This window comes from Streptococcus sp. KHUD_011, assembly GCF_046352925.1.
In the GTDB taxonomy this organism is placed as follows: Bacteria; Bacillota; Bacilli; order Lactobacillales; family Streptococcaceae; genus Streptococcus.
This window is the reverse complement of the sequence record NZ_CP157578.1, coordinates 671,297-697,366: the sequence shown is the minus strand read 5'-3', so window position 1 is coordinate 697,366 and position 26,070 is coordinate 671,297. Positions and strand designations below refer to the sequence as shown.

General features: G+C 40.5%; 27 protein-coding genes. 5 read left to right on the top strand and 22 right to left on the bottom strand.

The features are described 5' to 3' along the window. Positions 1-5 precede the first annotated feature (5 nt). The 14 genes from ftsX to ABKJ27_RS03115 form a co-directional block, all read right to left on the bottom strand. A complete protein-coding gene (gene ftsX / locus ABKJ27_RS03180) occupies positions 6-932 on the bottom strand; it encodes a permease-like cell division protein FtsX (RefSeq protein ID WP_000625545.1) in 927 nt (308 codons plus the stop codon). Beyond that, positions 925-1,617 (bottom strand): cell division ATP-binding protein FtsE, encoded by a 693-nt coding sequence (ftsE, locus tag ABKJ27_RS03175; protein WP_120718873.1) that lies wholly within the window; start codon positions 1,615-1,617, stop codon positions 925-927. The genes ftsX and ftsE overlap by 8 nt, the downstream gene beginning before the upstream one ends. Before the next feature lie 17 nt (positions 1,618-1,634). After that, a protein-coding gene (gene prfB / locus ABKJ27_RS03170; RefSeq protein WP_125386088.1) for a peptide chain release factor 2 occupies positions 1,635-2,730 on the bottom strand; the annotation gives its coding sequence in 2 pieces (ribosomal slippage) (positions 1,635-2,657 and positions 2,659-2,730; 1,095 coding nt in all). A gap of 107 nt (positions 2,731-2,837) precedes the next feature. Then, complete coding sequence (locus ABKJ27_RS03165) at positions 2,838-3,494, bottom strand: CBS domain-containing protein (protein WP_410012026.1); 657 nt, start codon at positions 3,492-3,494, stop codon at positions 2,838-2,840. Positions 3,495-3,907: 413 nt separating this feature from the next. Next, entirely contained in the window at positions 3,908-4,618 is a 711-nt protein-coding gene (locus tag ABKJ27_RS03160) for an ABC transporter ATP-binding protein (RefSeq protein WP_000062219.1), read from the bottom strand. Further along, entirely contained in the window at positions 4,618-5,382 is a 765-nt protein-coding gene (locus ABKJ27_RS03155) for an ABC transporter ATP-binding protein (RefSeq protein WP_049546694.1), read from the bottom strand. The genes ABKJ27_RS03160 and ABKJ27_RS03155 overlap by 1 nt, the downstream gene beginning before the upstream one ends. Beyond that, positions 5,382-6,338, bottom strand: coding sequence for a branched-chain amino acid ABC transporter permease (locus ABKJ27_RS03150; protein ID WP_004256818.1), 957 nt, complete (start codon positions 6,336-6,338; stop codon positions 5,382-5,384). Before ABKJ27_RS03150 ends, ABKJ27_RS03155 begins: the two co-directional genes overlap by 1 nt. 3 nt (positions 6,339-6,341) lie before the next feature. Continuing rightward, complete coding sequence (locus ABKJ27_RS03145) at positions 6,342-7,211, bottom strand: branched-chain amino acid ABC transporter permease (RefSeq protein WP_000941427.1); 870 nt, start codon at positions 7,209-7,211, stop codon at positions 6,342-6,344. Between the two features lie 222 nt (positions 7,212-7,433). After that, the gene (locus ABKJ27_RS03140; RefSeq protein ID WP_045611943.1) at positions 7,434-8,594 is read right to left on the bottom strand and encodes an ABC transporter substrate-binding protein; all 1,161 of its coding nucleotides are present in this window, start codon (positions 8,592-8,594) and stop codon (positions 7,434-7,436) included. A gap of 64 nt (positions 8,595-8,658) precedes the next feature. Then, a complete protein-coding gene (locus tag ABKJ27_RS03135; RefSeq protein WP_153220036.1) occupies positions 8,659-8,946 on the bottom strand; it encodes a YlbG family protein in 288 nt (95 codons plus the stop codon). Between the two features lie 78 nt (positions 8,947-9,024). Further along, a complete protein-coding gene (gene clpP, locus ABKJ27_RS03130; protein WP_000613471.1) occupies positions 9,025-9,615 on the bottom strand; it encodes an ATP-dependent Clp protease proteolytic subunit ClpP in 591 nt (196 codons plus the stop codon). Positions 9,616-9,787: 172 nt separating this feature from the next. Beyond that, a complete protein-coding gene (gene upp, locus ABKJ27_RS03125) occupies positions 9,788-10,417 on the bottom strand; it encodes a uracil phosphoribosyltransferase (protein ID WP_084868516.1) in 630 nt (209 codons plus the stop codon). 88 nt (positions 10,418-10,505) lie between these two features. Beyond that, positions 10,506-10,973 (bottom strand): deoxycytidylate deaminase, encoded by a 468-nt coding sequence (locus tag ABKJ27_RS03120; RefSeq protein WP_000136976.1) that lies wholly within the window; start codon positions 10,971-10,973, stop codon positions 10,506-10,508. A gap of 18 nt (positions 10,974-10,991) precedes the next feature. After that, positions 10,992-11,549, bottom strand: a complete 558-nt coding sequence (locus ABKJ27_RS03115; protein WP_000004136.1) for a TetR/AcrR family transcriptional regulator — start codon at positions 11,547-11,549, stop codon at positions 10,992-10,994. A gap of 124 nt (positions 11,550-11,673) precedes the next feature. On the opposite strand from ABKJ27_RS03115, the gene ABKJ27_RS03110 reads away from it, so the two are divergent. Genes ABKJ27_RS03110 through ABKJ27_RS03100 form a run of 3 tightly spaced genes read left to right on the top strand, consistent with a single transcriptional unit; the run spans position 11,674 to position 14,319 of the window. Next, a complete protein-coding gene (locus ABKJ27_RS03110; protein ID WP_410012024.1) occupies positions 11,674-12,519 on the top strand; it encodes a DegV family protein in 846 nt (281 codons plus the stop codon). 57 nt (positions 12,520-12,576) lie between these two features. Beyond that, positions 12,577-13,749, top strand: a complete 1,173-nt coding sequence (locus ABKJ27_RS03105; protein ID WP_410012023.1) for an NAD(P)/FAD-dependent oxidoreductase — start codon at positions 12,577-12,579, stop codon at positions 13,747-13,749. Positions 13,750-13,797: 48 nt separating this feature from the next. Next, a complete protein-coding gene (locus tag ABKJ27_RS03100; protein WP_000400054.1) occupies positions 13,798-14,319 on the top strand; it encodes a DUF1697 domain-containing protein in 522 nt (173 codons plus the stop codon). A gap of 41 nt (positions 14,320-14,360) precedes the next feature. Here ABKJ27_RS03100 and ABKJ27_RS03095 read toward each other — a convergent pair whose 3' ends face one another. Beyond that, the gene (locus tag ABKJ27_RS03095) at positions 14,361-15,101 is read right to left on the bottom strand and encodes a MerR family transcriptional regulator (RefSeq protein WP_410012022.1); all 741 of its coding nucleotides are present in this window, start codon (positions 15,099-15,101) and stop codon (positions 14,361-14,363) included. A 341-nt stretch (positions 15,102-15,442) separates the two neighbouring features. On the opposite strand from ABKJ27_RS03095, the gene ABKJ27_RS03090 reads away from it, so the two are divergent. Next, positions 15,443-16,783: a sodium-dependent transporter gene (locus ABKJ27_RS03090; RefSeq protein ID WP_410012021.1), complete on the top strand. Its 1,341-nt coding sequence runs from the start codon at positions 15,443-15,445 to the stop codon at positions 16,781-16,783. A 40-nt stretch (positions 16,784-16,823) separates the two neighbouring features. On the opposite strand, the gene manA is transcribed toward ABKJ27_RS03090, so the two are convergent. From manA to ABKJ27_RS03075, 3 genes are all read right to left on the bottom strand, one after another. Then, positions 16,824-17,768, bottom strand: a complete 945-nt coding sequence (gene manA, locus ABKJ27_RS03085; protein WP_410012020.1) for a mannose-6-phosphate isomerase, class I — start codon at positions 17,766-17,768, stop codon at positions 16,824-16,826. Positions 17,769-17,888: 120 nt separating this feature from the next. Next, on the bottom strand, positions 17,889-19,328 hold the full coding sequence (locus tag ABKJ27_RS03080) for a 6-phospho-beta-glucosidase (protein ID WP_000136868.1): 1,440 nt from the start codon (positions 19,326-19,328) through the stop codon (positions 17,889-17,891). A gap of 208 nt (positions 19,329-19,536) precedes the next feature. Then, on the bottom strand, positions 19,537-19,797 hold the full coding sequence (locus ABKJ27_RS03075) for a SemiSWEET family transporter (RefSeq protein ID WP_001291472.1): 261 nt from the start codon (positions 19,795-19,797) through the stop codon (positions 19,537-19,539). Positions 19,798-20,123: 326 nt separating this feature from the next. Here ABKJ27_RS03075 and ABKJ27_RS03070 point away from each other — a divergent pair, with 326 nt between their 5' ends. Further along, a complete protein-coding gene (locus tag ABKJ27_RS03070; protein ID WP_000913393.1) occupies positions 20,124-20,468 on the top strand; it encodes a lipopolysaccharide assembly protein LapA domain-containing protein in 345 nt (114 codons plus the stop codon). Between the two features lie 150 nt (positions 20,469-20,618). Here the strand turns inward: ABKJ27_RS03070 and tnpA are convergent, their stop codons facing one another. The 4 genes from tnpA to ABKJ27_RS03050 form a co-directional block, all read right to left on the bottom strand. Next, positions 20,619-21,083, bottom strand: a complete 465-nt coding sequence (gene tnpA, locus ABKJ27_RS03065) for an IS200/IS605 family transposase (RefSeq protein WP_033682221.1) — start codon at positions 21,081-21,083, stop codon at positions 20,619-20,621. Positions 21,084-21,314: 231 nt separating this feature from the next. Further along, positions 21,315-21,662, bottom strand: a complete 348-nt coding sequence (locus tag ABKJ27_RS03060) for a VOC family protein (protein WP_001052638.1) — start codon at positions 21,660-21,662, stop codon at positions 21,315-21,317. 58 nt (positions 21,663-21,720) lie between these two features. After that, positions 21,721-23,496, bottom strand: a complete 1,776-nt coding sequence (gene spxB, locus ABKJ27_RS03055) for a pyruvate oxidase (protein WP_000191819.1) — start codon at positions 23,494-23,496, stop codon at positions 21,721-21,723. A gap of 322 nt (positions 23,497-23,818) precedes the next feature. After that, on the bottom strand, positions 23,819-26,062 hold the full coding sequence (locus ABKJ27_RS03050; protein WP_410012019.1) for a heavy metal translocating P-type ATPase: 2,244 nt from the start codon (positions 26,060-26,062) through the stop codon (positions 23,819-23,821). Between the last annotated feature and the right edge of the window lie 8 nt (positions 26,063-26,070).

Genomic DNA, 26,070 nt, shown 5'->3' with positions numbered 1-26,070 from the left:
TTATTTTAGATTTTCAGGAATCGGCGCATTGAAATTCCTGATCCGATTGAACCGATAAAAATTCCAATCACAAATAATAGAGCAATCATAAGTGGACTGAATACCTCTGGTGATATCATTGAAAGGTTCTGACCAACCAATGACTTATTAACCGATTGGTAAACCATTTTATAGACAATAAATACCAGAACTGACGGAAGAGTTGCTCCAAGCAAACCAATGAAGGCACCTTCAAGCAAGAAAGGTCCACGGATATAGCCGTTCTTAGCACCTACTAAACGCATGATTTGAATTTCACGGCTTCGTGAAATAATGGTGATACGAATAGTATTAGAAATCAAGAACACCGCAATGAAAATCAATAATCCCGCGATAACTAGTCCCCAGACACGAATAAATGAGGCTAACTTAAACAAGCGTTCTGTATTAGCACCACCATCTTGAACTTCTGATACACCTTCAATTTTCTTAGCCTCTTCTGCTACTGTCTTTACATCGCTTGGCGTGTTGGTATCAACAATATATGCATCATAGAGTGGATTGGCATCCCCTTCAAAGATTTTCCAGTTGTCCCCCATTGTTTCGGTCAACTTTTCATATTGTTCTTCTTTACTTGAAAAGGTAACACTTTTAACAGTTGACATACCTTTCAAAGCATCGTATACCTTATGGTAGTCATTATTGGTAACGGTTTGACCTTCTTTTTCAATGGTCTCACTATTGTCAGCTACGTCCTTACGAATATATACCATTACTCGGACATTGTTTTCAATATCTGTAGCGAGTTTAGCCGTATTAAAGATAACAGATGCAAATATTGCAACTAAAGTCAAAGTAATCATAACCGAACTGACAGCTGCTACTGTCATCCAGCCATTTCGTTTCAAACTTTTTAATGATTCAAATAAATGACGAAAAAATCTACTAATCATCGTATCCATATTCTCCTTTAGCTTCGTCACGAACGACACGGCCATTTTCAATGGCAATGACACGGTGGCGCAAGGTATTTACAATCTGACTATTGTGGGTAGCCATCAAGACAGTTGTACCTTGGAGATTGATGCGTTCCAATAAATTCATAATTTCCCATGAATTATCCGGATCCAAATTTCCTGTTGGCTCGTCCGCAATCAATACTTTTGGATTGTTTACAATGGCACGCGCAATCGCTATACGCTGTTGTTCTCCCCCCGAAAGTTCATTTGGAAAAGAACGAACCTTATGCTTCAATCCAACCAAGTCTAAAACTTCCATAACACGTTTTTTGATGTTACGACGGCTCTCACCGATTACTTCCATTGCATAGGCAATATTTTCATAAACAGTTTTCTTTGGCAAGAGTTTGTAATCCTGAAAGACTACCCCGACACTACGACGTAGAAGTGGGACATCTTTCTTCTTAATTTTAACCAGATTAAAACCAGCAACAGATAAGCTTCCTTTTTCGATTTTTACTTCGCGGTACAAAGCTCTAATAAATGTTGACTTCCCAGCTCCTGACGGACCTACGATATAGGCAAATTCCCCGGGTTCAACAGTGACTGAGACACCTCGCAAAGCTGTCGTTCCGTTATCATACTTTTTGACAACATCTCTCATTTCAATGATTGACATGTGAGTTCCTTTCTATCTTAGCTGATTCGCCACTTGAGATAAGCATCGATAAAACCATCTAGGTCTCCATCCATAACCTTATCTACCTGCGCAACTTCAAAGCTAGTTCGATGATCTTTTACCATAGTATAAGGCGTGAAAACATAAGAACGGATTTGACTTCCCCATGTGATTTCCTTTTTCTCACCCTTGAGGGAATCGACTTCCGCAGCTTTCTTTTCTTGCTCCATTTGATAGAGCTTGGCCTGTAACATCTTCATGGCACGATCTCTATTTCCATATTGGGTACGATCGACCGTTGACTGAACGACAGTTCCCGTAGGAATGTGTGTCAAACGCACCCCTGTTGAAACTTTATTGACGTTTTGTCCACCAGCACCACCTGAACGGAAGGTATCCATCTTGATATCATCTTCACGGATTTCCACTTCAATAGTATCATCCAGCTCAGGCATCACTTCTACAGATGTGAAAGAGGTATGGCGACGTTTAGCAGAGTCAAATGGTGAAATTCGCACCAAACGGTGTACCCCCATTTCTGACTTGAGAAGACCATAGGCATTAGGTCCTTCAAATGATAAGGTTACTGACTTGATACCAGCTTCATCTCCTGCTTGGTAATCCAAGACTTCTACTTTAAAGCCTTTAGCATTTCCATAGCGAGTGTACATACGAAGCAACATATCACCCCAGTCTTGAGCCTCTGTACCACCGGATCCTGGATGGATTTCCAAAATGGCATTATTATGGTCATAAGGTTCTGACAAGAGAAGCGTCATCTCATAGCTGGTCATCATCTTATCGAGTTCTGATAACTGTGCAACCAATTCTTCATGCACAGACTCATCTTCAGCTAAAAAGTCCAATAAAATTTCGACTTCATCCTGCAACTCTTCCATTTTGTGGAAAGTGTTGTAGGTGTTTTTTAATTCATTTAATTCTTGCGACGTTTTTTGGGCCGCGATATTATCGTTCCAAAAATCAGGTTCTGTCATCTTGTTTTCCAAGATGGCAATCTCTTCCTCTAAACCTTCGAGGTCAAAGAGACCCCCTGAAAGAAGCTAATTTTTCACGATTGGCGTCAATTTTCTGACGAATTTCTGAAATGTCCATAAATACTCCTTTTTACATCATTTCATTATAGCATATTTTATCATTTCTTTCCATCTTTTGCTCTAATTCCTTATTACACGTAAAAAGAAGCCTTTCGGCTTCCCTTCTTACAAGACTTTTGCTGAAGTATGAGTGATTTCTTCTACTTGAATATTCTCTGATTCAAATTTTTCTTTCAAGGCTGGTAAATCGATTGATCCATCGATTTGAACTTCGATAATAACCTTACCATCTTTACGCGGAATATTGACTGTATGGGAGATATTCAAATTTTCTTCTACAATCAAAGAAACAATCTTTCCGAGAACACCGACTTCATTTTCCGTAACAAAGCGCACCCGAATCCCTTCTTCACCATAACCAGCAATTTCAAGAAAGGCTTGGAAAACGTCACGGTCCGTAATAACCCCATAGACTTGATGGTTATCTACTACAGGAAGAATACCAATCTTGTTTTTCAACATCAGATAAGTTGCATCCTCTAGACTCGCATAGCCTGAAACAGTAACAACATCGCGAATCATGACATCTTTTACTTTTGTCTTATTCAGAAGATAGTTCATCTCATAGATAGAAAGACTTGTTGCTTTTGAGGGGCTAGCTTGCGCAATGGTTCCCTCAGTTACCAAACCAACTAATTGATCATTTTCGATAACAGGCAAGCGGTGCAAACCTTGCTCTCTCATCAAATCTGCTGCATGAGATACTGTTGTATCTGGACTAATATAAACTACCTTGCGGGTCATAAAATCTTTAACTGCCATGAGACTTCTCCTTTTCTATTCTTATCCCTATTATACAATCTTTTTGTAAATCTATCAAACGCTTACATTTCTTTTTCAAAATTCAGAAAAGTATGAATAAGCTAGCAAAAAGAGCTCTGAAATCGAGCTCTATGAATGAAGGTAAGATACCTTTCATTCGATTTTTCAATTATTAGAAATTAACCTTTCAATGTAGGTACAGATTTGTTTGCAATCTCAATCTACCGACTAAAAAGGTCCCCCGGAATATAATCATGATTACTTCGTAATCCTCATCCATCGACTAAAACAATTCACTGGATAAGATAATTGCTTCGCAATCTCTATTCACCGACTAAAAAGGTCCCCCGGACTATTAATGATGATTACTTCGTAATCTTCATTTGCAACCTAAACTAGTCTCCCAGACTAGTTTAGCCACCCAGATATGCTTTTCTGACTTCTTCTGATGAAGCGAGTTCTTTTCCTGTTCCGGATAGGACAATTTTTCCTGTTTCCAGTACATAGCCTCGGTCAGAGATTGCGAGTGCTTTATTAGCGTTTTGTTCAATCAAGAGGACGGTCGTTCCTTGTTTCTGGATATCTTGAATGATATCAAAAATCTCTTGGATAAAGATTGGGGCAAGACCCATTGATGGTTCATCTAAAAGAAGAAGTTTTGGTGTTGACATAAGAGCGCGTCCCATGGCAAGCATTTGTTGTTCCCCTCCTGAAAGAGTGGCTGCATCTTGGTTCTTTCGTTCTTCAAGACGTGGGAAGCGTGAGAAAACTTTCTTCAAGTTAGCTTGATTTTCTTCACGATTTTTCTTTAAGAAAGCCCCCATTTCAAGATTTTCCATCACAGTCAAGCCAGGGAAGACATGGCGTCCTTCTGGAACTTGTGAAAGTCCACCAGCTACGATTTTCTGAGCTGGCATTTTTTGGATTTCTTGACCTAAAAATTCAATTTTTCCTGAACTTGGTCTAACCAAACCAGACAAGGTACGGAGAATAGTTGTCTTACCTGCACCATTGGCACCGATAAGGGAAACAACTTCTCCTTCATTAACTTCAAAGCTTACATCACGGACTGCTTGGATCATACCGTAATGCACAGAAAGATTTTCAACTTTTAACATAGACATTAGGCTTCACCTCCTAGATAAGCTTCGATAACGCGTTTATTGGTCTTAATTTCGTCTGGAGTTCCTTGAGCGATTAAACGACCGTATTCAAGTACATAGATGCGTTCTGTTACTTCCATGACCAGATTCATATCGTGTTCAATCAGCATGATCGTAATCTTAAATTCATCTTTGATACGACGAATTAACTCAGTCAATTCCGCTGTTTCCTGTGGGTTCATACCTGCTGCTGGTTCATCTAAAAAGAGAATTTTAGGTTCCGTAGCAAGGGCACGAACAATTTCCAAACGACGTTGTTGTCCGTAGGCGAGGTTTTTAGCAAGAGTCTCTGCATCACCATCTAAATCAAAGATTTTCAATAATTCCAAAGCTTTAGCTTTTAATTCTTTTTCACTCTTGTAAAAAGTTGGTAAGCGTAAGAAACTAGCAAAAACATGTTGTTTGTGATGGTTGCCAAAAGCAATCAAAACATTGTCCAAAACTGTTAAATCTTTAAAGAGACGGATATTTTGGAAAGTACGTCCAAGTCCCAAAGAGGCAATCTTATAAGGTGACTTCCCATTCAAAAGGTGACCATCTAAGGTAACTGTTCCCTCACTTGGTTCATAAACACCGGTCAAAAGGTTGAAAAGGGTTGTTTTACCAGCTCCGTTTGGACCGATTAGTCCAACCAGTTCCCCTTCGTTCAATTCAAGAGTCACATCTCCAACAGCTGTTAGACCGCCAAAATGTTTGGTTAACTGTTTTACTTCAAGTAATGCCATTAGTTTTGTTCCTCCTTCTTAGATTTTTTAAAGAAACGTGATAGGCTCAATTCCCATGTTCCAAGGAGTCCACCTGGTCTGAAAATCATTACCAATACCAAGGCCAAAGCGTAGATAATCATACGAACGCTAGCAACATCTTGGAGAAGCATATTCAAAATTCCAAGAACAATAGCTGAAACAATCGCACCTGTAATGGAACCAAGTCCACCAAATACAACAATAATCAATACGTTGATTGAGTTGATGAAGGTGTAATCTTTCGGTACAACAGATCCAATAAATCCTGCCTGAAGTGACCCTGCAATACTTGCAGTAATAGCACCAAAGACGAAGGCGATAATTTTAATTTTAGTCGTATTAACCCCAACTGACTCAGCAGCAATCTCGTCCTCACGAACAGAGAGGGTTGAACGACCAATTGGGCTACGCAAGAAGTTCAAGGTTGCAATGGTTGTAATCACGACAAAGAAGTAAACCATTTGCCAGGTTGTAAAGTTAGGAATTCCCAAGATACCTGCTGCACCATTTGTAAGGCTTCCACCATTGATGATAAAGATACGGATAATTTCAGAAACACCGAGAGTTGCTACCGCAAGGTAATCCCCCTTCAAGCGTAAGGTTGGAATTCCGACAAGCAAGGCAACTGCTCCTGAAAGCAAAGCACCTAACAGCATGGCTCCAAAGAAGGCACCGTAGGTTGGTGATTTAGAACCAATAATAGCAGCTGCATAGGCACCAATCGCCATAAAACCAGCATGCCCAAGTGAAAATTGTCCTGAAAAACCAACGATTAAGTTGAGACCAACAGCCAGAATAATATTAATTCCAATTTGTTGTAAAATCTGAACATAGAATAGATTGAGTACTCCGACTGAAACCAATACACTAATCAAGCCATAGCCAGCTAATAAAAGGAGTAACCATAGAATATTAACTTTTAAATTTTCCTTCATCGTTTACACCTTCTCTTTCACATTCTTACCAAGGATACCAGCTGGGCGGACAATCAAGATCAACAATAAGATTCCATAAACAATGGCATCACGGAAGTCTGACATTCCAAAGGCTGTCGCAAAGGTTTCCAATAAACCAATTACAAAGCCACCAAGAGCCGCACCAGGAATAATTCCGATACCACCAAGTACTGCGGCAACGAAAGATTTAAGACCTGGAGTAACCCCCATCAAAGGCTCAAGAGAGTTATAATAGAGGGCAATCAGAACACCAGCCGCACCCGCAAGAGCTGAACCCAAAGCGAAGGTAAAGCTGATAGTACGGTTTACATTGATCCCCATCAATTGTGCTGCATCGCTATCTACTGATACTGCACGCATGGCTTTCCCCATCTTAGTCTTTTGGACAATGACTTGTAACAAAATCATCAAAATCAAGGAAATGGCCAAAATCATTAACTGCACGTTTGTTAGGCTAACTGGTCCCAAATCATAGCGAACTGTTTGAATCGCTTGAGGGAAGGCACGGGTATTGGCACCAACCAGGTAGACCATCCCATATTCCAATAGGAAAGAAACCCCAATAGCTGTGATCAAAACAGCAATACGAGTAGAGTGACGCAAAGGTCGGTAAGCAAGAAACTCAATCACGACACCAAGAATGGCTGTCGCTAGCATAGCTACAATTAGCGCTACAAAGAAATTCATTTGGAAAGAATTAATCAAGAAATAACCGATAAAGGCTCCCATCATATAAATATCACCGTGGGCGAAGTTGATGAGCTTGATAATTCCGTAAACCATGGTATATCCTAGGGCTAACAGCGCATAAACACTACCTAGAATCAAACCATTTACTAGTTGTTGGAGCATAAGATTCACTCTTTCTATTTATAATCTGGAGGGTTTTCCCTCACTTTTTGATAGGTTCTTATACTCAATGAAAATCAAAGAGCAAACTAGGAAACTAGCCGCAGGCTGTACTTGAGTACGACAAGGCGACGTTGACGCAGTTTGAATTTGATTTTCAAAGAGTATTAAACATCGAAACAGGGAGTGAGTCAGTGGCTCATTCCCTATTTCAACATTTTTCTATTATGGTTTTACAACTTCTGCTGCTTCAACCTTACCATTGTTCATGGTCATCATGTAAGCAGTTTTGACTGTGTTGTGGTCTGCATCGAAGCTTGTTTGACCAGTTACACCTTCAAAGTCTTTTGTTTTAGCAAGGTTATCCTTGATTTCACCAGAGTTTTTAGCACCTTTTGCTGCGTTTGCTACAAGGTGAACTGAGTCATAAGCCAAGGCTGCAAATGTTGAAGGCTCTTCGTTGTACTTAGCACGGTAAGCATCAAGGAAAGCTTTTGCTTTAGCTGAAACTTCTACAGTAGTTGAGAAGCCTGAGATAAAGTAGATGTTTGATGCTTTTTCAGCAGTTGCTTGTTGTACAAACTCTTCACCATTAAATCCATCACCACCAACGATTGGTTTGTCAATTCCCATACCACGCGCTTGGTTTACAATTTTACCAGCTTCAGTGTAGTAACCAGGAACGATGATAGCATCAAAATCTTTCCCTTTCATTTTTGTAAGGGCTGCTTGGAAGTCTGTGTCACCTGCTACGAAAGTTTCATCTGCAACGATTTCACCCTTGTAAGCTTCACGGAAGGCTTTGGCAATACCTTTAGCATAGTCGCTGGCATTGTCAGTGTAAAGAACAACTTTCTTAGCTTGCAATTTATCAGAAACATAGTTTGAGATAATTTTTCCTTGGAAGCTATCTTGGAATGTTCCGATAAAGAGGTAATCTTGACCTTTAGTCAATCCATCTTGAGTCGCACTTGGTGAAATCAATGGAACACCTGCTTTTGTAGCGTTCGCTACAGCAGCTGCAGTTGCACCAGATGTCGCAGGTCCTACGATTGCTGATACCTTAGATTGGGTTACAAGGTTGGTTGTAACAGAAGCTGCTTCAGCTGTTTCAGACTTGTTATCTTTATCAACTACTTCGATTTGTTTTCCATCGATACCACCTGCAGCATTGATTTCATCAACAGCAAGTTGGGCACCTTTTTGTTCAGATGTTCCGTAGGCTGCTACGGCACCAGTTTCTTCAAAGTTAAATCCGATTTTGATTGTCTTCTCATCTACTGAGTTACCAGCAGCGTTTGACGCTCCAGACTTCACTTCTCCACAGGCTGCAAGAAGTGCTACACTTGCAAGCGCCACAAACGATAGGGCAAATTTTTTCTTCATTTTTTATCTCCTTATTTCTTAAATAAATAGCATGTTAAGAATATACCGAATTATCAGAAAATTGTCAACACTTTTCTTGAACTTTTTCGATGATAACGTTTTCCTCTCGATAGAGATTCCCAACAAATGGTGTCTCCAACTCTTGAATGTGACAAGCTCTAACTTTTTTGATAAATCTTTCCTTACCTAATTTCTCAACTACGCTCTCTAAATTCTCTGTTGGAACATAGAGCTGCAAGTAGCGATGTTTCTTGGAATGATAGGTAATATCTCCATAATCCTGCAGTTTTTTGGCATCCCGATTATAGTAAAGATAGATAATCAAGCCAGATCGATTGACTTTTTCAAACATGGTAAATCCTCTTTCTAAGAAATCTCCCCTTATTATACCAAAAAAAGCAAACCCAGTCGAGTTTGCCTTCTTTGATCATTAGTTCAATGAATTGTTGGCCATGATTTCATCAATAAAGCCATATTCAAGTGTTTCTTGGGCACTCATCCAGTTATCGCGTTCTGCATCTGCATGGACTTTTTCGATTGACTGACCTGAATTTTCAGCCAAGATTTTTTCCAAGATGTTACGAGTTTTGAGCAAGTGTTCTGCAGCAATCGCCATATCGGTTTGTTGAGTACCACCACCTGTACCACCCATTGGTTGGTGGATCATATACTCTGCATTTGGAAGCATGAAACGTTTGCCTTTTGCTCCACTTGATGCGATGACTGTTCCCATAGATGCAGCCATTCCCATAACGATGGTTTGGACATCTGCCTTGATAAAGTTCATAGTATCAACGATTGCCAAACCAGCTGAAACGGAACCACCTGGTGTATTGACATAAAGGTAAATATCTTTTGTACTATCTTGGGCATCCAAGAAAAGCAACTGGGCAATAACTGAGTTAGCCATGTTGTCTTCAACTGGACCTGTCAGCATAATGATGCGGTCTTTTAGAAGACGTGAGTAAATATCGTAGGAACGTTCTCCACGGCTTGTTTGTTCAATAACTACAGGAATCATTCATTTCTCCTTTTGAATTTTAATTTTGTTGGTCAAATGACTGAAGATAAGACTATTATAATATCTAGGTCAAAAAAGGTCAAATTTTTGCTCTGTTTTCATTAGACAGAAACAAAAATTCAACCTCCTTTCGTGACTGGAACTTCTTTTCCAAGTCAATCTTCTTTTAATTTTATTTCGTACCGAACAAGCGGTCCCCAGCATCTCCAAGACCTGGAACGATATAGCCGTGTTCATTTAAGCGGTCATCCAAGGCTGCTGTAAAGATTTCTACATCTGGATGAGCTTCTTGAAGGGCTTTTACACCTTCTGGAGCAGATACAAGGCAGACAAATTTGATATTTGATGCGCCACGTTTTTTAAGAGAATCAACAGCCAAGATTGCTGAACCACCTGTTGCCAACATTGGGTCTACTACAAAAATTTGGCGTTGGTCAATATCTTCAGGCAATTTTACCAAGTACTCAACAGGTTGAAGTGTTTCTTCATCACGGTACATACCGATGTGACCAACTTTAGCAGCTGGAACCAAGTTCAAGAGACCATCAACCATTCCGATACCTGCACGCAAGATTGGAACGATAGCCAATTTCTTACCTGCCAATTGTTTTTGAACTGTTTTTGTGATTGGTGTTTCGATTTCCACATCTTCTAGTGGAAGATCACGAAGTACTTCATACCCCATCAACATTGCAATCTCATCTACTAGCTCACGGAAAGCTTTTGTAGAAGTATCTGTACGACGCAAGATTGACAATTTGTGTTGAATCAGTGGGTGATTAATAACTTCAATTTTTCCCATTTTTGGAATTCCTTCTTTCAATTTATTCTTCTTATTATACCAAAAAACGGTTTAAAAATCTTTCTAAACCATTTATTTTTGATAATTTTTACATTAGATCTGCCTCTTTAAGAGCCGTCTGTACTGTCTCAAGTGGTAAATGGGTCAATTCTGTCCCTTTTTCTTGATAAAGGTATTGGGCATAGTCGTCCATTCGGTACTGGTTGATATAAACCACGCGCTTGCAACCGACCTGAAGCAATTGTTTTGTACAGTTGAGACAAGGAAAATGGGTTACATAGGCTGTAAAGCCTTTGGGAACACCACGTTCTGCACCTTGAAGGATAGCATTGACCTCAGCGTGAAGGGTGCGAACACAGTGGCCTTCGATGACCAGACATTCGTGATCAATACAATGCTCGGTCCCTGATACTGAACCATTGTAACCAGTTGAAATTACCTTATTATCCTTAACTAGAATCGCACCCACTTTTGCACGTTTACAAGTGGAACGATTGGCAATTAGTAGAGCTTGGGCTGCAAAATACTCATCCCATGCTAGTCTTTTTTCAGTCATATCTCTTCTCCTTTTTCTCTATTTTTTAAAAAATGGTAACCGTAAATCCGCAATCTTTTCAGCTGGTACCTTCATGCCATCCTTGATCCATTTTAGGAGGACAGAGACGATGGCCGAGCTCCAGAAGGAATGAAGATAAGAGCTGACACCTTTTGATTTTCCATGGTATTTTTCCAGAAACTCCTGCATGGCTTGGACAAAGATTTTTTCCAGATGGTAATCTAAGGCCAGTTGAATCACTCTGGCTTCCTTTCTGGCTTCTCGGAAAAGGTGAACCCAGACCAGATAAAGGTCTGTCTTTAAATCATAATGATGCAACTGTTCCATAATATTGTGGACAGTTCGTTTAAAGACGCTTTCTAAAATCTCCTCTTTGGAATCATAATTGCGATAAAAGGCCGCACGCGAAACGCCTGCACGTTTGACTAATTCAGAAATACTAATCTTGGTCAAGTCCTTTTTTTCCAAGAGTTGCAAGAGGGCTGTTTCGATGGCTTCTCTAGTTAATAAATTGGATTCTTGGTTTGATTTTCTGAGATTTTCAAGAGATTTTTCAGAGATTCTACGTTCAGACATAACATTTTCTTTCTACTTGTCACAACAGACGGATGAGGCTTTTGTTTCAAGGGCTTTCATGATATAATTGTAAAAAAAGACAGAACCTTTGTCAATGTATAACTGACAAAGATGGAGAATTTCTATGACTTGGAAGATTATTGCTGACTCTGGTTGTGATTATCGTCAGCTGGCAAGACCAGCTATTGACACGACCTTTGTAAGTGTGCCCTTAACCATTCAAGTAGCTGATCAGGTCTTTGTTGATGATGCCAGTCTTGATATTGACCAAATGATGGAAACTATGTATGCAACTGCAGAAGCTTCAAAATCAGCTTGTCCAAGCCCGGATGATTATTTGCGAGCATTTGAAGGAGCCAAAAACATTTTCCTAGTAACCATCACAGGTTCTCTTTCTGGTAGTCACAATAGTGCTCAACTGGCTAAGAATATTTATCTGGAAGACCATCCTGATACTAAGATTCATGTGATTGATAGTTTGTCTGCTGGTGGTGAGGTTGACCTGCTCGTAGAAAAATTAAATGACTTGATTGACCAGGGCCTATCATTTGAAGAAGTGGTTGAAGCTATCACTACCTATCAAGAAAAAACCAAGTTGCTCTTTGTCCTAGCCAAAGTCGATAACTTGGTAAAAAATGGCCGTTTAAGCAAGCTTATCGGTACAGTCGTTGGCCTTCTCAACATCCGTATGGTCGGAGAAGCTAGTGAAACTGGAACCCTTGAATTGCTACAAAAAGCAAGAGGACCAAAGAAATCGATTCAGGCAGCCTATGAAGAGTTAGTGAAAGCAGGATATGCTGGCGGTCGTATTGTCATGGCTCAACGCAATAACGAGAAATGTTGCCAACAGCTTTCAGATCGAATTCGTGAAAATTTCCCACAGGCGGATATTAAAATTTTACCAACTTCTGGCCTCTGCAGTTTCTATGCAGAAGATGGTGGTTTGCTGATGGGGTATGAAATTGATTAATTGCATTCTTGACAAGAGGTGACTTCATCTCTTGTTTTTTTGTGGTACAATAGAGCTATGAAACATTTTGATACTATCGTCATTGGTGGAGGTCCTGCTGGTATGATGGCTACGATTTCCAGTAGCTTTTATGGACAGAAAACCCTCCTCATTGAAAAAAATCGGAAACTTGGAAAAAAATTAGCTGGTACTGGTGGGGGACGTTGCAATGTAACCAACAACGGAACTCTAGATGACCTACTAGCTGGCATCCCTGGAAATGGGCGCTTTCTCTACAGTGTCTTCTCCCAATTTGATAACCATGATATCATTAATTTTTTTACAGAAAATGGTGTTAAACTTAAGGTCGAAGACCACGGACGCGTCTTTCCTGCTAGTGACAAGTCTCGGACCATTATCGAGGCCTTGGAAAAGAAAATCACTGAACTCGGTGGTCGAGTTGCTACTCAAACGGAGATTGTTTCGGTTAAAAAGATAGACGACCAGTTTGTCCTTAAGTCCGCAGACCAAAGCTTCACTTGTGAGAAACTGATTGTCACAACTGGTGGTAAATCTTATCCTTCTACTGGTTCGACTGGTTTTGGTCATGAGATTGCCCGTCATTTTAAACACACCATTACCGAGCTTGAGGCAGCTGAAAGTCCTTTGTTGACAGATTTTCCACACAAGGCCTTGCAAGGAATTTCATTGGACGATGTGACCCTAAGCTATGGTAAGCATGTCATCACTCATGATTTGCTCTTTACCCACTTTGGTTTGTCAGGCCCTGCTGCCCTACGCATGTCTAGCTTTGTCAAGGGTGGGGAGGTTCTCTCACTCGATGTTTTGCCTCAACTTTCAGTGGACGACTTAGTAGCATTTCTAGAAGAAAATCGGGAAAAATCCTTGAAAAATGCTTTAAAAAACTTTTTGCCAGAACGTTTGGCTGATTTTTTTGTACAAGGATTCCCTGAAAAAGTCAAACAGCTAACTGAAAAAGAACGCGAACATCTGCTCCAGTCTATCAAAGCCCTTGAAATCCCTGTCACTGGTAAAATGTCTCTTGCCAAGTCCTTTGTTACCAAAGGTGGCGTCAGTCTCAAGGAAATCAATCCTAAAACCCTTGAAAGTAAGCTAGTACCTGGTCTCCACTTTGCTGGTGAGGTACTGGATATCAATGCCCACACGGGTGGTTTTAATATTACTTCAGCCCTCTGTACTGGCTGGGTGGCGGGAGCAAATCCAATCTAAATCTAAATTATTCAATGGCTAAATCAGCCCCAAAAGAAAGGAACTACTTTGGAACATATTATCTTGTTAAGGGGAGTGACTCCTAATGGAAAAAATGCTATCCCTAAAATGTCTTATCTAGTAGATATCTTGACAGAAGCTGGTTTTCAACAAGTTCGAACTTATATTCAAAGTGGAAATATTATTCTTGAAAGTAACTTATCTCTCGAAGAAATACGAGAACAGGTTCATACTCTAATAAAGGAAAAGATTGGAGCCGATCTCAAAATAATCATTAAGAATAAGGATATTTTTAAAAACATTGTCCAAGAAAATCCGTTTGGAGAACACTATCTTTATGACCGTGTACACGTGATTTTTTATCAAGAACCTATTCAAAGTCTTCCTTTAGAAAAATTAAAAATTGATTACGGTGAAGAAGAAATTTGTGTCGGTAACCATTGTCTCTACCTCTATCTCCCTAGAACTGCAAAACAAAAAAAGCTCAATACTAACTATCTTGAAAAACTTTTCAATGTAGATTTGACCATGCGAAAACTAAATGTGGTAGAAAAATTATTAAGCAAGTAGTACTTGAATTTAGTAAAAATCGGAAGAATACTCCTCCGATTTTATTTTGTCTGAGTTTGGACATAGTGAGCAATCACATCTGATGTGTACTGGGCTGTTCCAGTTCCAAATTTGTCAATATTTTCCTTAAACTCTGGGTTATAAACGTAGCCTTTACCTATATGACCGAATACCTCAATAGAGCAGTCAAATCCATAAGTACGAATGGCTTGCAAGAGTTTGGCTGCTTCTTCTTGATTTTCTGTTGCTGTTACAGACAGTCCAGCTTGAAGATTTTGTGACAAGGCTCGAAAGACTTGGTTGAAGGCAGCCGTAGCTTCGTCTTCGTGACCTTTTTGGCGCTCGAGCGCTTGATCCATGACTTCTTGTCCATATTTCTCTACCGCCTCTTGGTGGTATTTTTGATGGTCTTGGTAGTTAAATCCAGCAAATTTCTCTTGAATGCTCATTTCTCTTTCTCCTTTTTGTTCTTTAATGGTTTTTTGCAAGGTTGAAATCAAGGTATCCAGATGTTGCCTTTCTCGAGTCAAATAGTCCAACTGTCTAGTCAAGTGAGGCAATAAATCTGATTTATCTTCCTTTAACAGCTCTGCTATTTTTTCTAAAGAAAAACCTAGATATTTGTAGTAAAGAATGACCTGAAGGCGTTCCAAATCCTCCTGACTGTAGGTTCGATAACCGTTTTCTAACTTTAAAGGAACTAAGAGTCCTATCTTGTCGTAGTGATGCAGGGTCTTGACAGAGACACCCGAAAGCTGGGCAGCTTCTTTTATATGGTACATGATTTCCTCCTTATACTCAATGAAAATCAAAGAGCAAACTAGGAAGCTAGCCGCAGGCTGTACTTGAGTACGGTAAGGCGACGCTGACGTGGTTTGAATTTGATTTTCGAAGAGTATTACATTGATAGTATAACCCCTCCCCCTAGGTCAGAGTCAAGCGTTTTTGCGAAATTTTTTTACTTTATCATAACATGAAAATGGTTTTCTTGACAGACCTTAGAAAACATGATAGGATAGTCAAGTCTATCAATCAAAAGAAAGGCTCATTTTGAGTACTGATGAGGCTATTTGCCAAGGGCAGTAGCTTTTTCTTTTGTAATACTAATTTTAGGAGTTTAACTATGTCTGAAAAATCGCAATGGGGTTCTAAACTGGGCTTTATCCTAGCATCTGCTGGTTCAGCCATCGGACTTGGAGCCGTTTGGAAATTTCCTTATATGACTGCTGCTAACGGTGGAGGAGGCTTTTTACTAGTCTTTCTCATCTCCACTATTCTAATCGGTTTTCCCCTTTTGCTAGCTGAGTTTGCCCTCGGCCGAAGTGCTGGTGTCTCAGCTATCAAAACCTTTGGAAAACTAGGAAAGAATAGCAAGTACAACTTTATCGGTTGGATTGGTGCCTTTGCCCTTTTTATCCTTTTATCGTTTTACAGTGTTATTGGAGGGTGGATTCTAGTCTATCTAGGCATTGAGTTTGGAAAATTGTTCCAAATTGGTGGAACGGGGGATTACGCTCAGTTATTTACTTCCATCATTTCAAATCCAGCCATTGCCCTCGGAGCTCAAGCGGTCTTTATCTTATTGAATATCTTTATTGTATCACGTGGGGTTCAAAAAGGGATTGAAAGAGCTTCGAAAGTCATGATGCCTCTGCTCTTTATCATCTTTGTTGTCATCATTGGGCGCTCTCTCAGTTTGCCAAATGCCATGGAAGGGGTTCTTTACTTCCTCAAACCAGACTTCTCTAAGCTGACAAGTGCTGGTCTCCTCTATGCTCTGGGACAATCTTTCTTTGCCCTCTCACTAGGGGTTACAGCCATGTTGACCTATGCTTCTTATTTGGATAAGAAAACCAATCTGGTCCAGTCAGGGATTTCCATCGTAGCCATGAATATCTCGGTATCCATCATGGCAGGTCTAGCCATTTTCCCAGCCATGTCAGCCTTCAATATCCAGTCTGAAGGGGGACCTAGCCTGCTCTTTATCGTCTTGCCTCAACTCTTTGACAAGATGCCTTTTGGAACCATTTTCTACATCCTCTTCCTCTTGCTCTTCCTTTTTGCGACAGTCACTTCATCTGTCGTGATGCTGGAAATCAATGTGGGAAATATCACCAATCAGAATAACAGCAAACGTGCCAAATGGAGTGCTATTTTAGGAATCTTGACCTTCGTATTTGGAATTCCTTCAGCCCTATCTTACGGTGTCATGGCGGATGTTCACATCTTTGGGAAGACCTTCTTTGACGCTATGGACTTCTTGGTTTCCAATCTCCTCATGCCATTTGGAGCTCTCTGCCTTTCACTCTTTACTGGCTACATCTTTAAGAAGACACTTGCTATGGAGGAACTCCATCTTGATGAAACGGCATGGAAACAGGGACTGTTCCAAGTCTGGCTCTTCCTTCTTCGTTTCATCATTCCAATCATCATCATCGTGGTCTTCATCGCCCAATTTATGTAATCAAAAAGGACCTGAGTCATAAACTCAGGCCCTTTCTTTTTTATGGATGACTAACAATCAATTCCAAACCTTGCCCTTCCAGAGTCCAAGTTTCAACATCACTTGGTAGGATAAAGTGGCTACCTTTTTGGATTGGATAGTTTTTCCCGTCAACAGTCAGTTGACCTTGACCATCTAAGACACTCAACAAGCTGTAGTCAGCTGTCTTTTCGAAGTCAACTTTTCCAGTAATTTCCCACTTGTAAACTGCAAAGAAATCATTGGATACAAGGAGAGTGGAACGTAAATCATCTGCTTTGATAGTTACAGGACGGCTATTGGCAGGCTCGCCAATATTCAAGACATCGATAGATTTTTCAAGGTGAAGTTCACGCAAGTTGCCATTATCATCCTTACGGTCAAAGTCATAGACACGGTAAGTGGTATCGCTAGATTGCTGAGTTTCAAGAATCAAAATTCCTGCTCCGATAGCGTGCATGGTGCCACTTGGTACATAGAAGAAATCTCCAGCCTTTACAGGAACTTTTGTCAACAAGGCATCCCAGTTCTTGTCCTCGATTTGCTGGCGGAGTTCTTCTTTTGACTTGGCATTGTGACCATAGATAATTTCTGAACCTTCATCCGCTGCGATAATGTACCAGCATTCTGTTTTTCCAAGTTCACCTTCATGCTCTAGTCCATAGGCATCGTCTGGGTGAACTTGGACACTGAGCCAGTCGTTGGCATCCAGAATCTTAGTCAAAAGTGGAAATACAGGCTCAGGACGATTGCCAAACAATTCACGATGTTCCGCATACAAAGTAGCGAGGTCTGTTCCCTGGTAGCGTCCATTGGCAACTTTAGAGACTCCATTTGGATGGGCTGAGATGGCCCAATATTCTCCGATTTTTTCACTTGGGATGTCGTAACCAAACTCATCACGTAGCTTGGTTCCACCCCAGATTTTTTCTTGCATAACTGATTGTAAAAATAATGGTTCTGACATGTCGATCTCCTGTCTGATTTTTCTCCCCTCATTATAGCAAAAAGCTCCATCTAATTGAACTCTTTTTCACATATTATAAAGTAGGGAGAAGATTTTATAAAAATAGTGAACAAATGTGCTCTACTCAATGCTTGCACCATTGCTGGCAATGACATCCTTGTACCAGTAGAAGGATTTCTTCTTGCTACGTTTGAGGCTTCCATGACCAGCATTATCTCGATCTACATAGATAAAGCCATAGCGCTTGTTCATTTCGCCTGTTCCAGCTGAAACCAGATCGATACAGCCCCAAGTCGTATAACCAAGCAAGTCAACGCCATCTTGGTAAATGGCATCTCGCATGGCCTTGATATGAGCCTCTAAGTAAGCAATCCGATAGTCATCTGCTACATGACCATTCTCATCCGGTGTATCCATAGCACCTAGACCGTTTTCCACGATGAACATTGGCTTTTGGTAACGATCCCAGATAGCATTGAGGGTGATACGAAGACCAAGTGGGTCAATCTGCCATCCCCATTCTGAGGATTCAAGATAAGGATTTTTGAGAGAGGCAAAGATATTTCCAGCAGTTAATTCTTTAACTTCTGGATCACCTGAGGCTACTAGACTTGCATAGTAAGAGAAGGAAACAAAGTCAACAGTATTGTCCTTCAACAACTCTAAATCTTCTGCAGTCATTTGAATCTCGATTCGCTCACGCTCCCACTGCTTCTTGGCGTAGTTTGGGTATTCCCCACGCGCTTGAACATCAATGAAGAAGTAACTCTTGCGGTCTTCCTCCATGGCTGCCCAGTAGTCTCTTGGATGGGCTGTGTTAGGATAGTATTGCCCTGCAGCCAACATACATCCCACCTTATTTTCTGGGTCAATTTCGTGGGCAATCTTTGTCGCAAGAGCTGAAGCTACCAACTCATAGTGTGCAGCCTGATATTTAACCAGTTCTTGATTTTCTCCTTCTTCAAAACAGAGCCCAGCTCCCATAAAGGGGGCATGGAGAATCATGTTGATTTCGTTGAAGGTAAGCCAATATTTGACCAAACCCTTATAGCGGGTAAAGAGTGTGCGACAAAGTTTTTCATAGAAGTCTAACATCCGACGATTGCGCCAACCACCGTACTCTGTAATCAAATGCATAGGACAGTCGAAATGAGTGATAGTCACCAGAGGTTGGATACCATACTTGTGGCACTCCTTAAATAAATCCTCATAAAAGGCTAGACCAGCTTCATTTGGCACTGTTTCGTCGCCCTTAGGAAAAATCCGAGTCCAAGCAATGGATAGACGATAAGTCTTAAAGCCCATTTCCGCAAAAAGGGCAATATCTTCCTTGTAATGATGGTACATATCAATAGCTTGCTTGGCTGGGTAAAAATAGCCCTCCTCAAACGAAAACATCTTTTTCTGACCTGTGATAATGGCTTCACGATCTGGACCGATGGGGACGACATCCACATTCGCCAATCCACGACCTTCTAAATTATAAGCACCCTCACACTGGTTGGCAGCTGTCGCTCCGCCCCACAAGAAACCATCCGGAAAAGTCAGTTTTTCGGTCATAACTCTACTCACTTTCTTATTTGCTTGTTCATTTACTTATATTATAACTTATTCTGTAAACCTTTTCTTATAAAATACTGTGACATACTGATACTATTCTACTATTTAAGTTTATCAGATTGTTTTTTAAAAAATTATCCTCTAGAAAAAGTAAATAGCCTCCCCTGAAACAAAAAAGAAGACTGAAAACTAGTCTCCTCTGTTCCTTTTAAATCAAAGCTGTAATAACCGTCACTAGGCCAAAAATAATACCTGGTGCATTAGCTGCTGCAAGGGGGATATCTCTTTCTTTTTTGAAAAGACCGTAGTAAACCCAGAGACTACAGTTGATGGCAGCAACCAAGGGCTGGATGAAATTTCCTTTTTGACCAGCCAGATTGTTCATGATTTGTGGGAAGTAAGACACATACATCATAACAGACATAAAGGTCGCTACCCAACCTAAAATTTTCATTTGTTTTTCAGACATTTTCAAAACCTCTTTCATTTTTACTGAATCTTATTTTAAAATATTCTTTCAAAACAATCAAGTCTTTAAAACTTTTGTTATAAAGATATAAACTATCACAATCTTGTTATAAGAAAGAGGGAACAGAAAAAAGACCGAATTGCTCCGTTCTGTTTACTCAATCAAATATTAGAAAATGAATACTCCTTTTCAATGAATCGATTGATTGATGGTAAATAAGCCGTTAGAAATTATTGACAGTATCGAAATTTTCTAGTAAAATGAATTTTGTTAATACCTAAATGGTGTGTAGTTTTCTATCAACATAGTCAGGAGAAAAGGAACTTATGCTAAAAAAATTTAATGAATTGTCACTGAAAGATAAGGCTTATCTAATTGGCGGTTTGAGCTTATTAGTCATTGTGATCTCATTTGGTCTACTCAATCGTCAAACAGTAACTGTCAGTCTTGTCTTTACACAACTATCTGCTCCCTTGATTTTGGTGATTTTTACTTGTCTAGTAATCGGGATCATTGCTGGTAGTGCTATTGGTATTAGCTATCACCATAACAAGACTCAAGATCTGAGAAGCCGCATTGCTGAAGCAGAAGCGACTATCAATATAAAAGACAGGGAGCTTGTCCAGTACGAGGAACAGGTGCAACAATTAAAACAGGAAGCCAAACAATAAGTGTAGAAATCATGACCACCCGTCTAACGGGTGGTTTGAACCAGGGCTATAAGCCCAAATTACCAGCCAGCGCCTAAAGACGCTGGCTTTCACGTTGTTCAAGCCTTATTGCTCTTGACTCGTCACTTGCCTCTCAAAGAGGCTTTAGTATTACTTACCACTATCCCTAAAGGGATCCTCATATTCTTTTACACTCAATTTACCTAGTGCTATATCATGCTTTTCCTGTTCTTGGATATATTTCTTAATTGTGGCTTCATTAAGCCCTACTGTACTTACATAATAACTTTTCTCCCAGAAATGCCGATTTCCAAACTTGTACTTGAGATTGGCGTGTTTGTCAAACATCATGAGTGCACTTTTTCCTTTTAAATAACCCATGAAACTCGAAACACTTATCCTTGGTGGAATACTTACTAACATGTGTACATGGTCTGGCATTAAGTGACCCTCGATAATTTCAACTCCTTTATAACTACACAAGCGATGAAATATTTCGCCTAAACTACTTCGATATTGATTATAGATAACTTTTCGTCTATACTTAGGGGTGAACACAATGTGATACTTACAGTGCCACTTTGTGTGCGATAAACTATGAGCCTTTTGTGCCATATTTTTCTCCTTTCGCTTTACAATTGGCTTGAACACCTTTATTGTATCGCGTTCGGAGTTTTTTTGGTATAACCTTCGACGCGCACCCGCATAGCGGGTGGTTGTTTTGTCTCGCACCTAACGGAGCGAGACGGACTAATAGTCACATAATACAAAAAAGATCGAATTGCTCCGATCTTTTTAAGTTTCACTCCAAGAATGTTTAGATAAAAAATTTGATAATAGAATTACCTACTTCATACGATAAAAATCAATCACTAGACCAGCAGGCCCTTTAACTAATAAGGACTCTGTTCCCCAATCGGTTACAGTTGGTCCGTTTAAAACCTGGATACCAAGTTCTTTCAACCGTTGGTAATTCTGGTCTACATCCTCAACCTCGATATGAAGAATGATTCCTGACTGAAAATCTTCCAAAGGAATCAAATGATTTTGGGACAACATCAGACAGTGACTGCCAATCGTAAACTGAGCAAAACTGTCATCAACATAATCGGGCTTTTTATCCAAAATACGCTCCAAGTCAGCACAGACTTGGGGAACATCTGAAACGATAATATCTAATTGATTTAAATTCATTTACTATCCTCCATAAAAAGACCGGATTGCTCCGATCTTTTTAAGTTCCACGAAGGAATTATTTAATTGCGCGTGATTGCAATCCTTCTTCTTCCAAGAAGAGGCGGAATGGTACGAGTTCTTCTGCTTCGTATTTTTCCTTGAAGTCTTTGATTGCTTCTTCTGAGTGAAGTTTTGGATCCAATTCAAGTACTTCTACTGGAAGTGGACGGTGTGGAGTGATGCGAGCATCGATCACAACAGTTTTACCTTCTTTGTTGAGTTTAACAGCTTCTGCAACAACTGCATCGATGTCTTCGATACGGTCAACTGTAAATCCTACAGCACCTTGAGCTTCAGCGATTTTCGCATAGTCAGCATTAGGGAAGTCACAACCAAACAAGTGTTTGTTTGTGTCTTCGTATTTGTCCTTGATGAAGGCATATTTACCATTTGAGAAGACAACGTTGATAACTGGAAGGTCGTATTGAACGTTTGTGATAACGTCTGGGTAGCACATGTTGAATGCACCGTCACCCATGATGTTCCATACTTGGCGATCTGGATTGTCTTTCTTAGCAGCGATACCACCAGGAAGGGCAATACCCATTGTCGCAAAGAGTGGAGATGTACGCCACATGTTCTTAGGTGTCATGTGAAGGTGACGAGTAGATGTTTGAGTAGTGTCACCTACGTCGATTGAGTAGATAGCGTCTTGATCAGCATGTTTGTTGATTGCATTGTAAACTTGATACAATTGCAATTCACCCTCAGTTTTACCTTCGATTTTGTTCATGTAATCACGCCAGTTTTGGTTGTTCTTAACGTTTGCACGCCACCATGGAGTAGATTCAACTGGGTTCACTTTGTCAAGGATAGCTTTAGCTGCTTGACCTGCATCACCAAGGATTGAAGCGTCTAGGGCATGACGTTTACCAAGTTTGTAAGGGTCGATATCCACTTGGATGAATTTTTCAGTATTCTTGAATGCTTGGTAAACTTCAGCAAATGGGAAGTTTGAACCAAGGAAAAGAACTGTGTCTGCTTCAAAGACCACTTCGTTGGCTGGCTTCCAACCAACACGGTAAGCAGAACCTGTCAAACCTTCATAGTTCCATTCAAAGGCTTCAAAGTTTTTACCAGTTGTGATGATTGGTGCTTTGATTTTACGTGACAATTCAGTAATCACTTCACCAGCTTTAACACCACCGTAACCAGCATAGATAACTGGACGTTCAGCATTGTTCAAGATTTCAACAGCTTTGTCGATTTCAACTTCGTTCAAAGCAGGAGCGATGAATGAACGTTCGTATGAACCTGAACCGTAGTATGAATTTTCGTCGATTTCTTGGAAACCGAAGTTTACTGGGATTTCAACAACAGCTGGACCTTTTTTAGAAACTGCAGCACGGCAAGCTTCGTCGATTACTTTTGGCAATTGCTCAGCGTAAGCTACACGTTTGTTGTATACAGCGATACCGTTGTACATTGGGTTTTGGTTCAATTCTTGGAAAGCATCCATGTTGAGTTCGTTAACTGGACGTGATCCAAGGATTGCTAGGAATGGAGTGTTATCCATAGCTGCATCGTAAACACCGTTAATCAAGTGAGTCGCACCTGGACCACCTGAACCAACTGCAACCCCGATTGAGCCGCCGAATTTAGCTTGCATAACCGCTGCAAGAGCACCTGTTTCTTCGTGACGAACTTGCAAGAAGCGGATATCTTTGTCTTCAGCCAAAGCATCCATCAATGAGCTGAGTGTTCCTGATGGGATACCGTAGATTGTGTCTACGCCCCATGTTTTCAATACATTAAGCATTGCTGCAGATGCAGTAATTTTCCCTTGAGTCATAATGATAACTCTCCTTCAAATATTTTTAAATCTACTAAAAAAGGTTTCATATAGTTTTTGAAAACGTTTCAGTAAATTTTTACAATACTAATTTATCACATTTATTTTGACTTTACTAAGAATCTGCTCAGAAGTTTTTATTCTCTATTACAGTACAGTTTGAAAACGTTTTTAGCTTCTGTTTTATAATACTCAATGAAAATCACAGAGCAAACTAGGAAGCTCGCCACAGGTTGCTCAAAGCACAGCTTTGAGGTTGCAGACAAAGCTGACGTGGTTGGAAGAGATTTTTGAAGAGTATAAAAAGCGAGCAAGCCCGCTTTTAGTCTATTTTACTAAAGTTTAGTAAGAGTGAACTGGTCAGAACGGATACAGAACTAAAGGCCATGGCTAGACCTGCAAGTTCTGGGTTGAGAGCCAGTCCAACACCTGAAAAGACTCCTGCTGCAATCGGAATTCCGGCGACATTGTAGATAAAGGCCCAGAAAAGATTGAGCAGAATACGATGAAAGGTTTTCTTACTCATGTCAAAGGCACGTACCACTCCTAGGAGGTTATTAGTTGTCAACACCAAATCTGCTGACTCGATGGCAATATCTGTTCCAGCACCCATAGCAATTCCCACATCTGCTACACTGAGGGCAGGGGCATCATTGATACCGTCCCCAACAAAGGCTACTTTTCCAGCCGCTTGTAGTTTATGGATTTCATGGGCTTTTTCTTCTGGCAAGACACCTGCAATGACCTCTTCGATTCCGATCTGATCGGCAGTGGCACGCGCTACACCTGCATTGTCTCCTGTCAGCATGACTGTTTTAAGACCTCGTTTTTTCAACTGACTGATGGCAAGCTTAGCATTTTCCTTAGGAATATCTTGCAGAGCAAGCAAGCCTTTGATTTCATTCTCAACAGCCAAGAACACAACTGTCTTAGCTTCTTTTTCCAGTTCTTCTAATTTTTCTTGATAAACGCTTGAAATGTTCATGCCATCCAGCATTTTAGCATTTCCAAGCAAAACTTGTTTTCCATTGATTTGCCCTGAGACACCTTTCCCGTGCAAGGCTTGGAAATTTTCAACAGTTTGAAACTCAAGTCCAGCTTCACTCGCTCGTTTCACAACGGCTTCAGCCAGTGGGTGTTGAGAAGCTTCTTCCAAGGAAGCTGCCAATCCAAGCACTTCTACTTCGTCGCCTATGATATCTGTGACCACAGGCTTCCCTTCCGTCAAAGTTCCAGTCTTATCAAAGACAATCGTTTGAACTTTCTGGATTTCCTGTAGAACCGTTCCATTTTTGAGGAGAACTCCCATCTTGGCACTGCGACCTGTCCCCACCATAAGGGCTGTCGGTGTTGCAAGTCCCAATGCACAAGGGCAGGCAATAATCAGAACTGCTACTCCATAGAGAAGCGAAGACACAAAGCTCGCTCCAAGCACGACTACACTATCCCTGAGCAAGACGAACCAAACCCAAAAGGTCACAATCCCTAAAATGACAACTGCTGGGACAAAAATTCCTGAAATCTTATCCGTCAAGTCCTGAATCGGCGCACGACTTGTCTGAGCTTTCTTCACAAAATCCACAATCTGAGCCAAAACAGTCTCTGAACCAACTTTTTCTGCTCTAAAAACAAGTGTTCCACTATTATTGATGGTTGAACCAATGACGGTATCTCCAACTGTCTTGTCCACAGGCAGACTCTCACCTGTCACCATAGACTCATCAATACTAGAGATACCTTCTACTACGACACCATCAACCGCAATCTTTTCACCGGGACGCACTCGAATCAGGTCACCTACCTTGACTTGCTCCAAAGGGACTTGAACATAGTTATCCTCACGCAAGACTTCTGCTGTTTTAGCCTGCAAGTCAAGTAATTTCTCCACAGCTTGGGAAGTATTTTTCCGCATTTTCTCCTCAAAAACGGCCCCCATAAGAACGAAGAAGAAGATAAAGGCAGCACTTTCAAAGTAAACGGGGAGGCCAGCGAAGAGGGCAACTAAGCTATAGAAATAGGCCACTAGGGTTCCCAGAGCAACCAAGGTATCCATGTTGGCATTGTGCTTTTTAAAACTAGCCCAAGCACTTTGGATATAAGGACCACCTGCTACTAGCATAATCGGTGTTGTGGCTAAAAAGGTGCCCCAACGCATGACTTGGTGACTAATTCCTCCTGTCGACATCCCAATCATGAGGATTACAAGAGGCACAGTAAAGATACTAGTAATCCAAAAACGCTGTAAAAGTGATAGAGATTTTCGAGTCTTCTCAACAACTGTATAACTTCCCTTTTGCATCTTCATACCACAAGAAAATTCATGTTGACCTAATTCTTGAGGTGTAAAACGAATGACTTTCTCCTCATCTACGCCGATTGGTTCCAAGATGCCTTCTTCTTCAAAAAGAATTTCCTTATAACAGTTTGAAGGTGTCAAACGGTGAAAGGTGATCTCAGCAGGAACTCCTTTTTGCAGTTGAATGTGGGCTGGATGGTAGCCTTTGTCTGCCGTGATACGGATTTTTTGAACACCATTTTCAAGACTTGCTTTTACAATTTCAGTCATATCATTCT

Excerpts from the sequence above, each read along its gene's own strand:
- ABKJ27_RS03080 (WP_000136868.1), bottom strand. The coding sequence starts at position 19,328 with ATGACCGAAAAACTGACTTTTCCGGATGGTTTCTTGTGGGGCGGAGCG.
- manA (WP_410012020.1), bottom strand. The coding sequence starts at position 17,768 with ATGTCAGAACCATTATTTTTACAATCAGTTATGCAAGAAAAAATCTGG.
- ABKJ27_RS03105 (WP_410012023.1), top strand. The coding sequence starts at position 12,577 with ATGAAACATTTTGATACTATCGTCATTGGTGGAGGTCCTGCTGGTATG.
- upp (WP_084868516.1), bottom strand. The coding sequence starts at position 10,417 with ATGGGAAAAATTGAAGTTATTAATCACCCACTGATTCAACACAAATTG.
- ftsE (WP_120718873.1), bottom strand. The coding sequence starts at position 1,617 with ATGTCAATCATTGAAATGAGAGATGTTGTCAAAAAGTATGATAACGGA.
- ftsX (WP_000625545.1), bottom strand. The coding sequence starts at position 932 with ATGATTAGTAGATTTTTTCGTCATTTATTTGAATCATTAAAAAGTTTG.
- ABKJ27_RS03110 (WP_410012024.1), top strand. The coding sequence starts at position 11,674 with ATGACTTGGAAGATTATTGCTGACTCTGGTTGTGATTATCGTCAGCTG.
- ABKJ27_RS03140 (WP_045611943.1), bottom strand. The coding sequence starts at position 8,594 with ATGAAGAAAAAATTTGCCCTATCGTTTGTGGCGCTTGCAAGTGTAGCA.
- ABKJ27_RS03050 (WP_410012019.1), bottom strand. The coding sequence starts at position 26,062 with ATGACTGAAATTGTAAAAGCAAGTCTTGAAAATGGTGTTCAAAAAATC.
- ABKJ27_RS03135 (WP_153220036.1), bottom strand. The coding sequence starts at position 8,946 with ATGTTTGAAAAAGTCAATCGATCTGGCTTGATTATCTATCTTTACTAT.
- ABKJ27_RS03115 (WP_000004136.1), bottom strand. The coding sequence starts at position 11,549 with ATGTCTGAACGTAGAATCTCTGAAAAATCTCTTGAAAATCTCAGAAAA.
- clpP (WP_000613471.1), bottom strand. The coding sequence starts at position 9,615 with ATGATTCCTGTAGTTATTGAACAAACAAGCCGTGGAGAACGTTCCTAC.
- ABKJ27_RS03060 (WP_001052638.1), bottom strand. The coding sequence starts at position 21,662 with ATGAATTTAAATCAATTAGATATTATCGTTTCAGATGTTCCCCAAGTC.
- tnpA (WP_033682221.1), bottom strand. The coding sequence starts at position 21,083 with ATGGCACAAAAGGCTCATAGTTTATCGCACACAAAGTGGCACTGTAAG.
- ABKJ27_RS03075 (WP_001291472.1), bottom strand. The coding sequence starts at position 19,797 with ATGTCTGAAAAACAAATGAAAATTTTAGGTTGGGTAGCGACCTTTATG.
- ABKJ27_RS03165 (WP_410012026.1), bottom strand. The coding sequence starts at position 3,494 with ATGGCAGTTAAAGATTTTATGACCCGCAAGGTAGTTTATATTAGTCCA.
- ABKJ27_RS03150 (WP_004256818.1), bottom strand. The coding sequence starts at position 6,338 with ATGAAGGAAAATTTAAAAGTTAATATTCTATGGTTACTCCTTTTATTA.
- ABKJ27_RS03155 (WP_049546694.1), bottom strand. The coding sequence starts at position 5,382 with ATGGCATTACTTGAAGTAAAACAGTTAACCAAACATTTTGGCGGTCTA.
- ABKJ27_RS03145 (WP_000941427.1), bottom strand. The coding sequence starts at position 7,211 with ATGCTCCAACAACTAGTAAATGGTTTGATTCTAGGTAGTGTTTATGCG.
- ABKJ27_RS03070 (WP_000913393.1), top strand. The coding sequence starts at position 20,124 with ATGCTAAAAAAATTTAATGAATTGTCACTGAAAGATAAGGCTTATCTA.
- ABKJ27_RS03120 (WP_000136976.1), bottom strand. The coding sequence starts at position 10,973 with ATGACTGAAAAAAGACTAGCATGGGATGAGTATTTTGCAGCCCAAGCT.
- spxB (WP_000191819.1), bottom strand. The coding sequence starts at position 23,496 with ATGACTCAAGGGAAAATTACTGCATCTGCAGCAATGCTTAATGTATTG.
- ABKJ27_RS03090 (WP_410012021.1), top strand. The coding sequence starts at position 15,443 with ATGTCTGAAAAATCGCAATGGGGTTCTAAACTGGGCTTTATCCTAGCA.
- ABKJ27_RS03095 (WP_410012022.1), bottom strand. The coding sequence starts at position 15,101 with ATGTACCATATAAAAGAAGCTGCCCAGCTTTCGGGTGTCTCTGTCAAG.
- ABKJ27_RS03160 (WP_000062219.1), bottom strand. The coding sequence starts at position 4,618 with ATGTCTATGTTAAAAGTTGAAAATCTTTCTGTGCATTACGGTATGATC.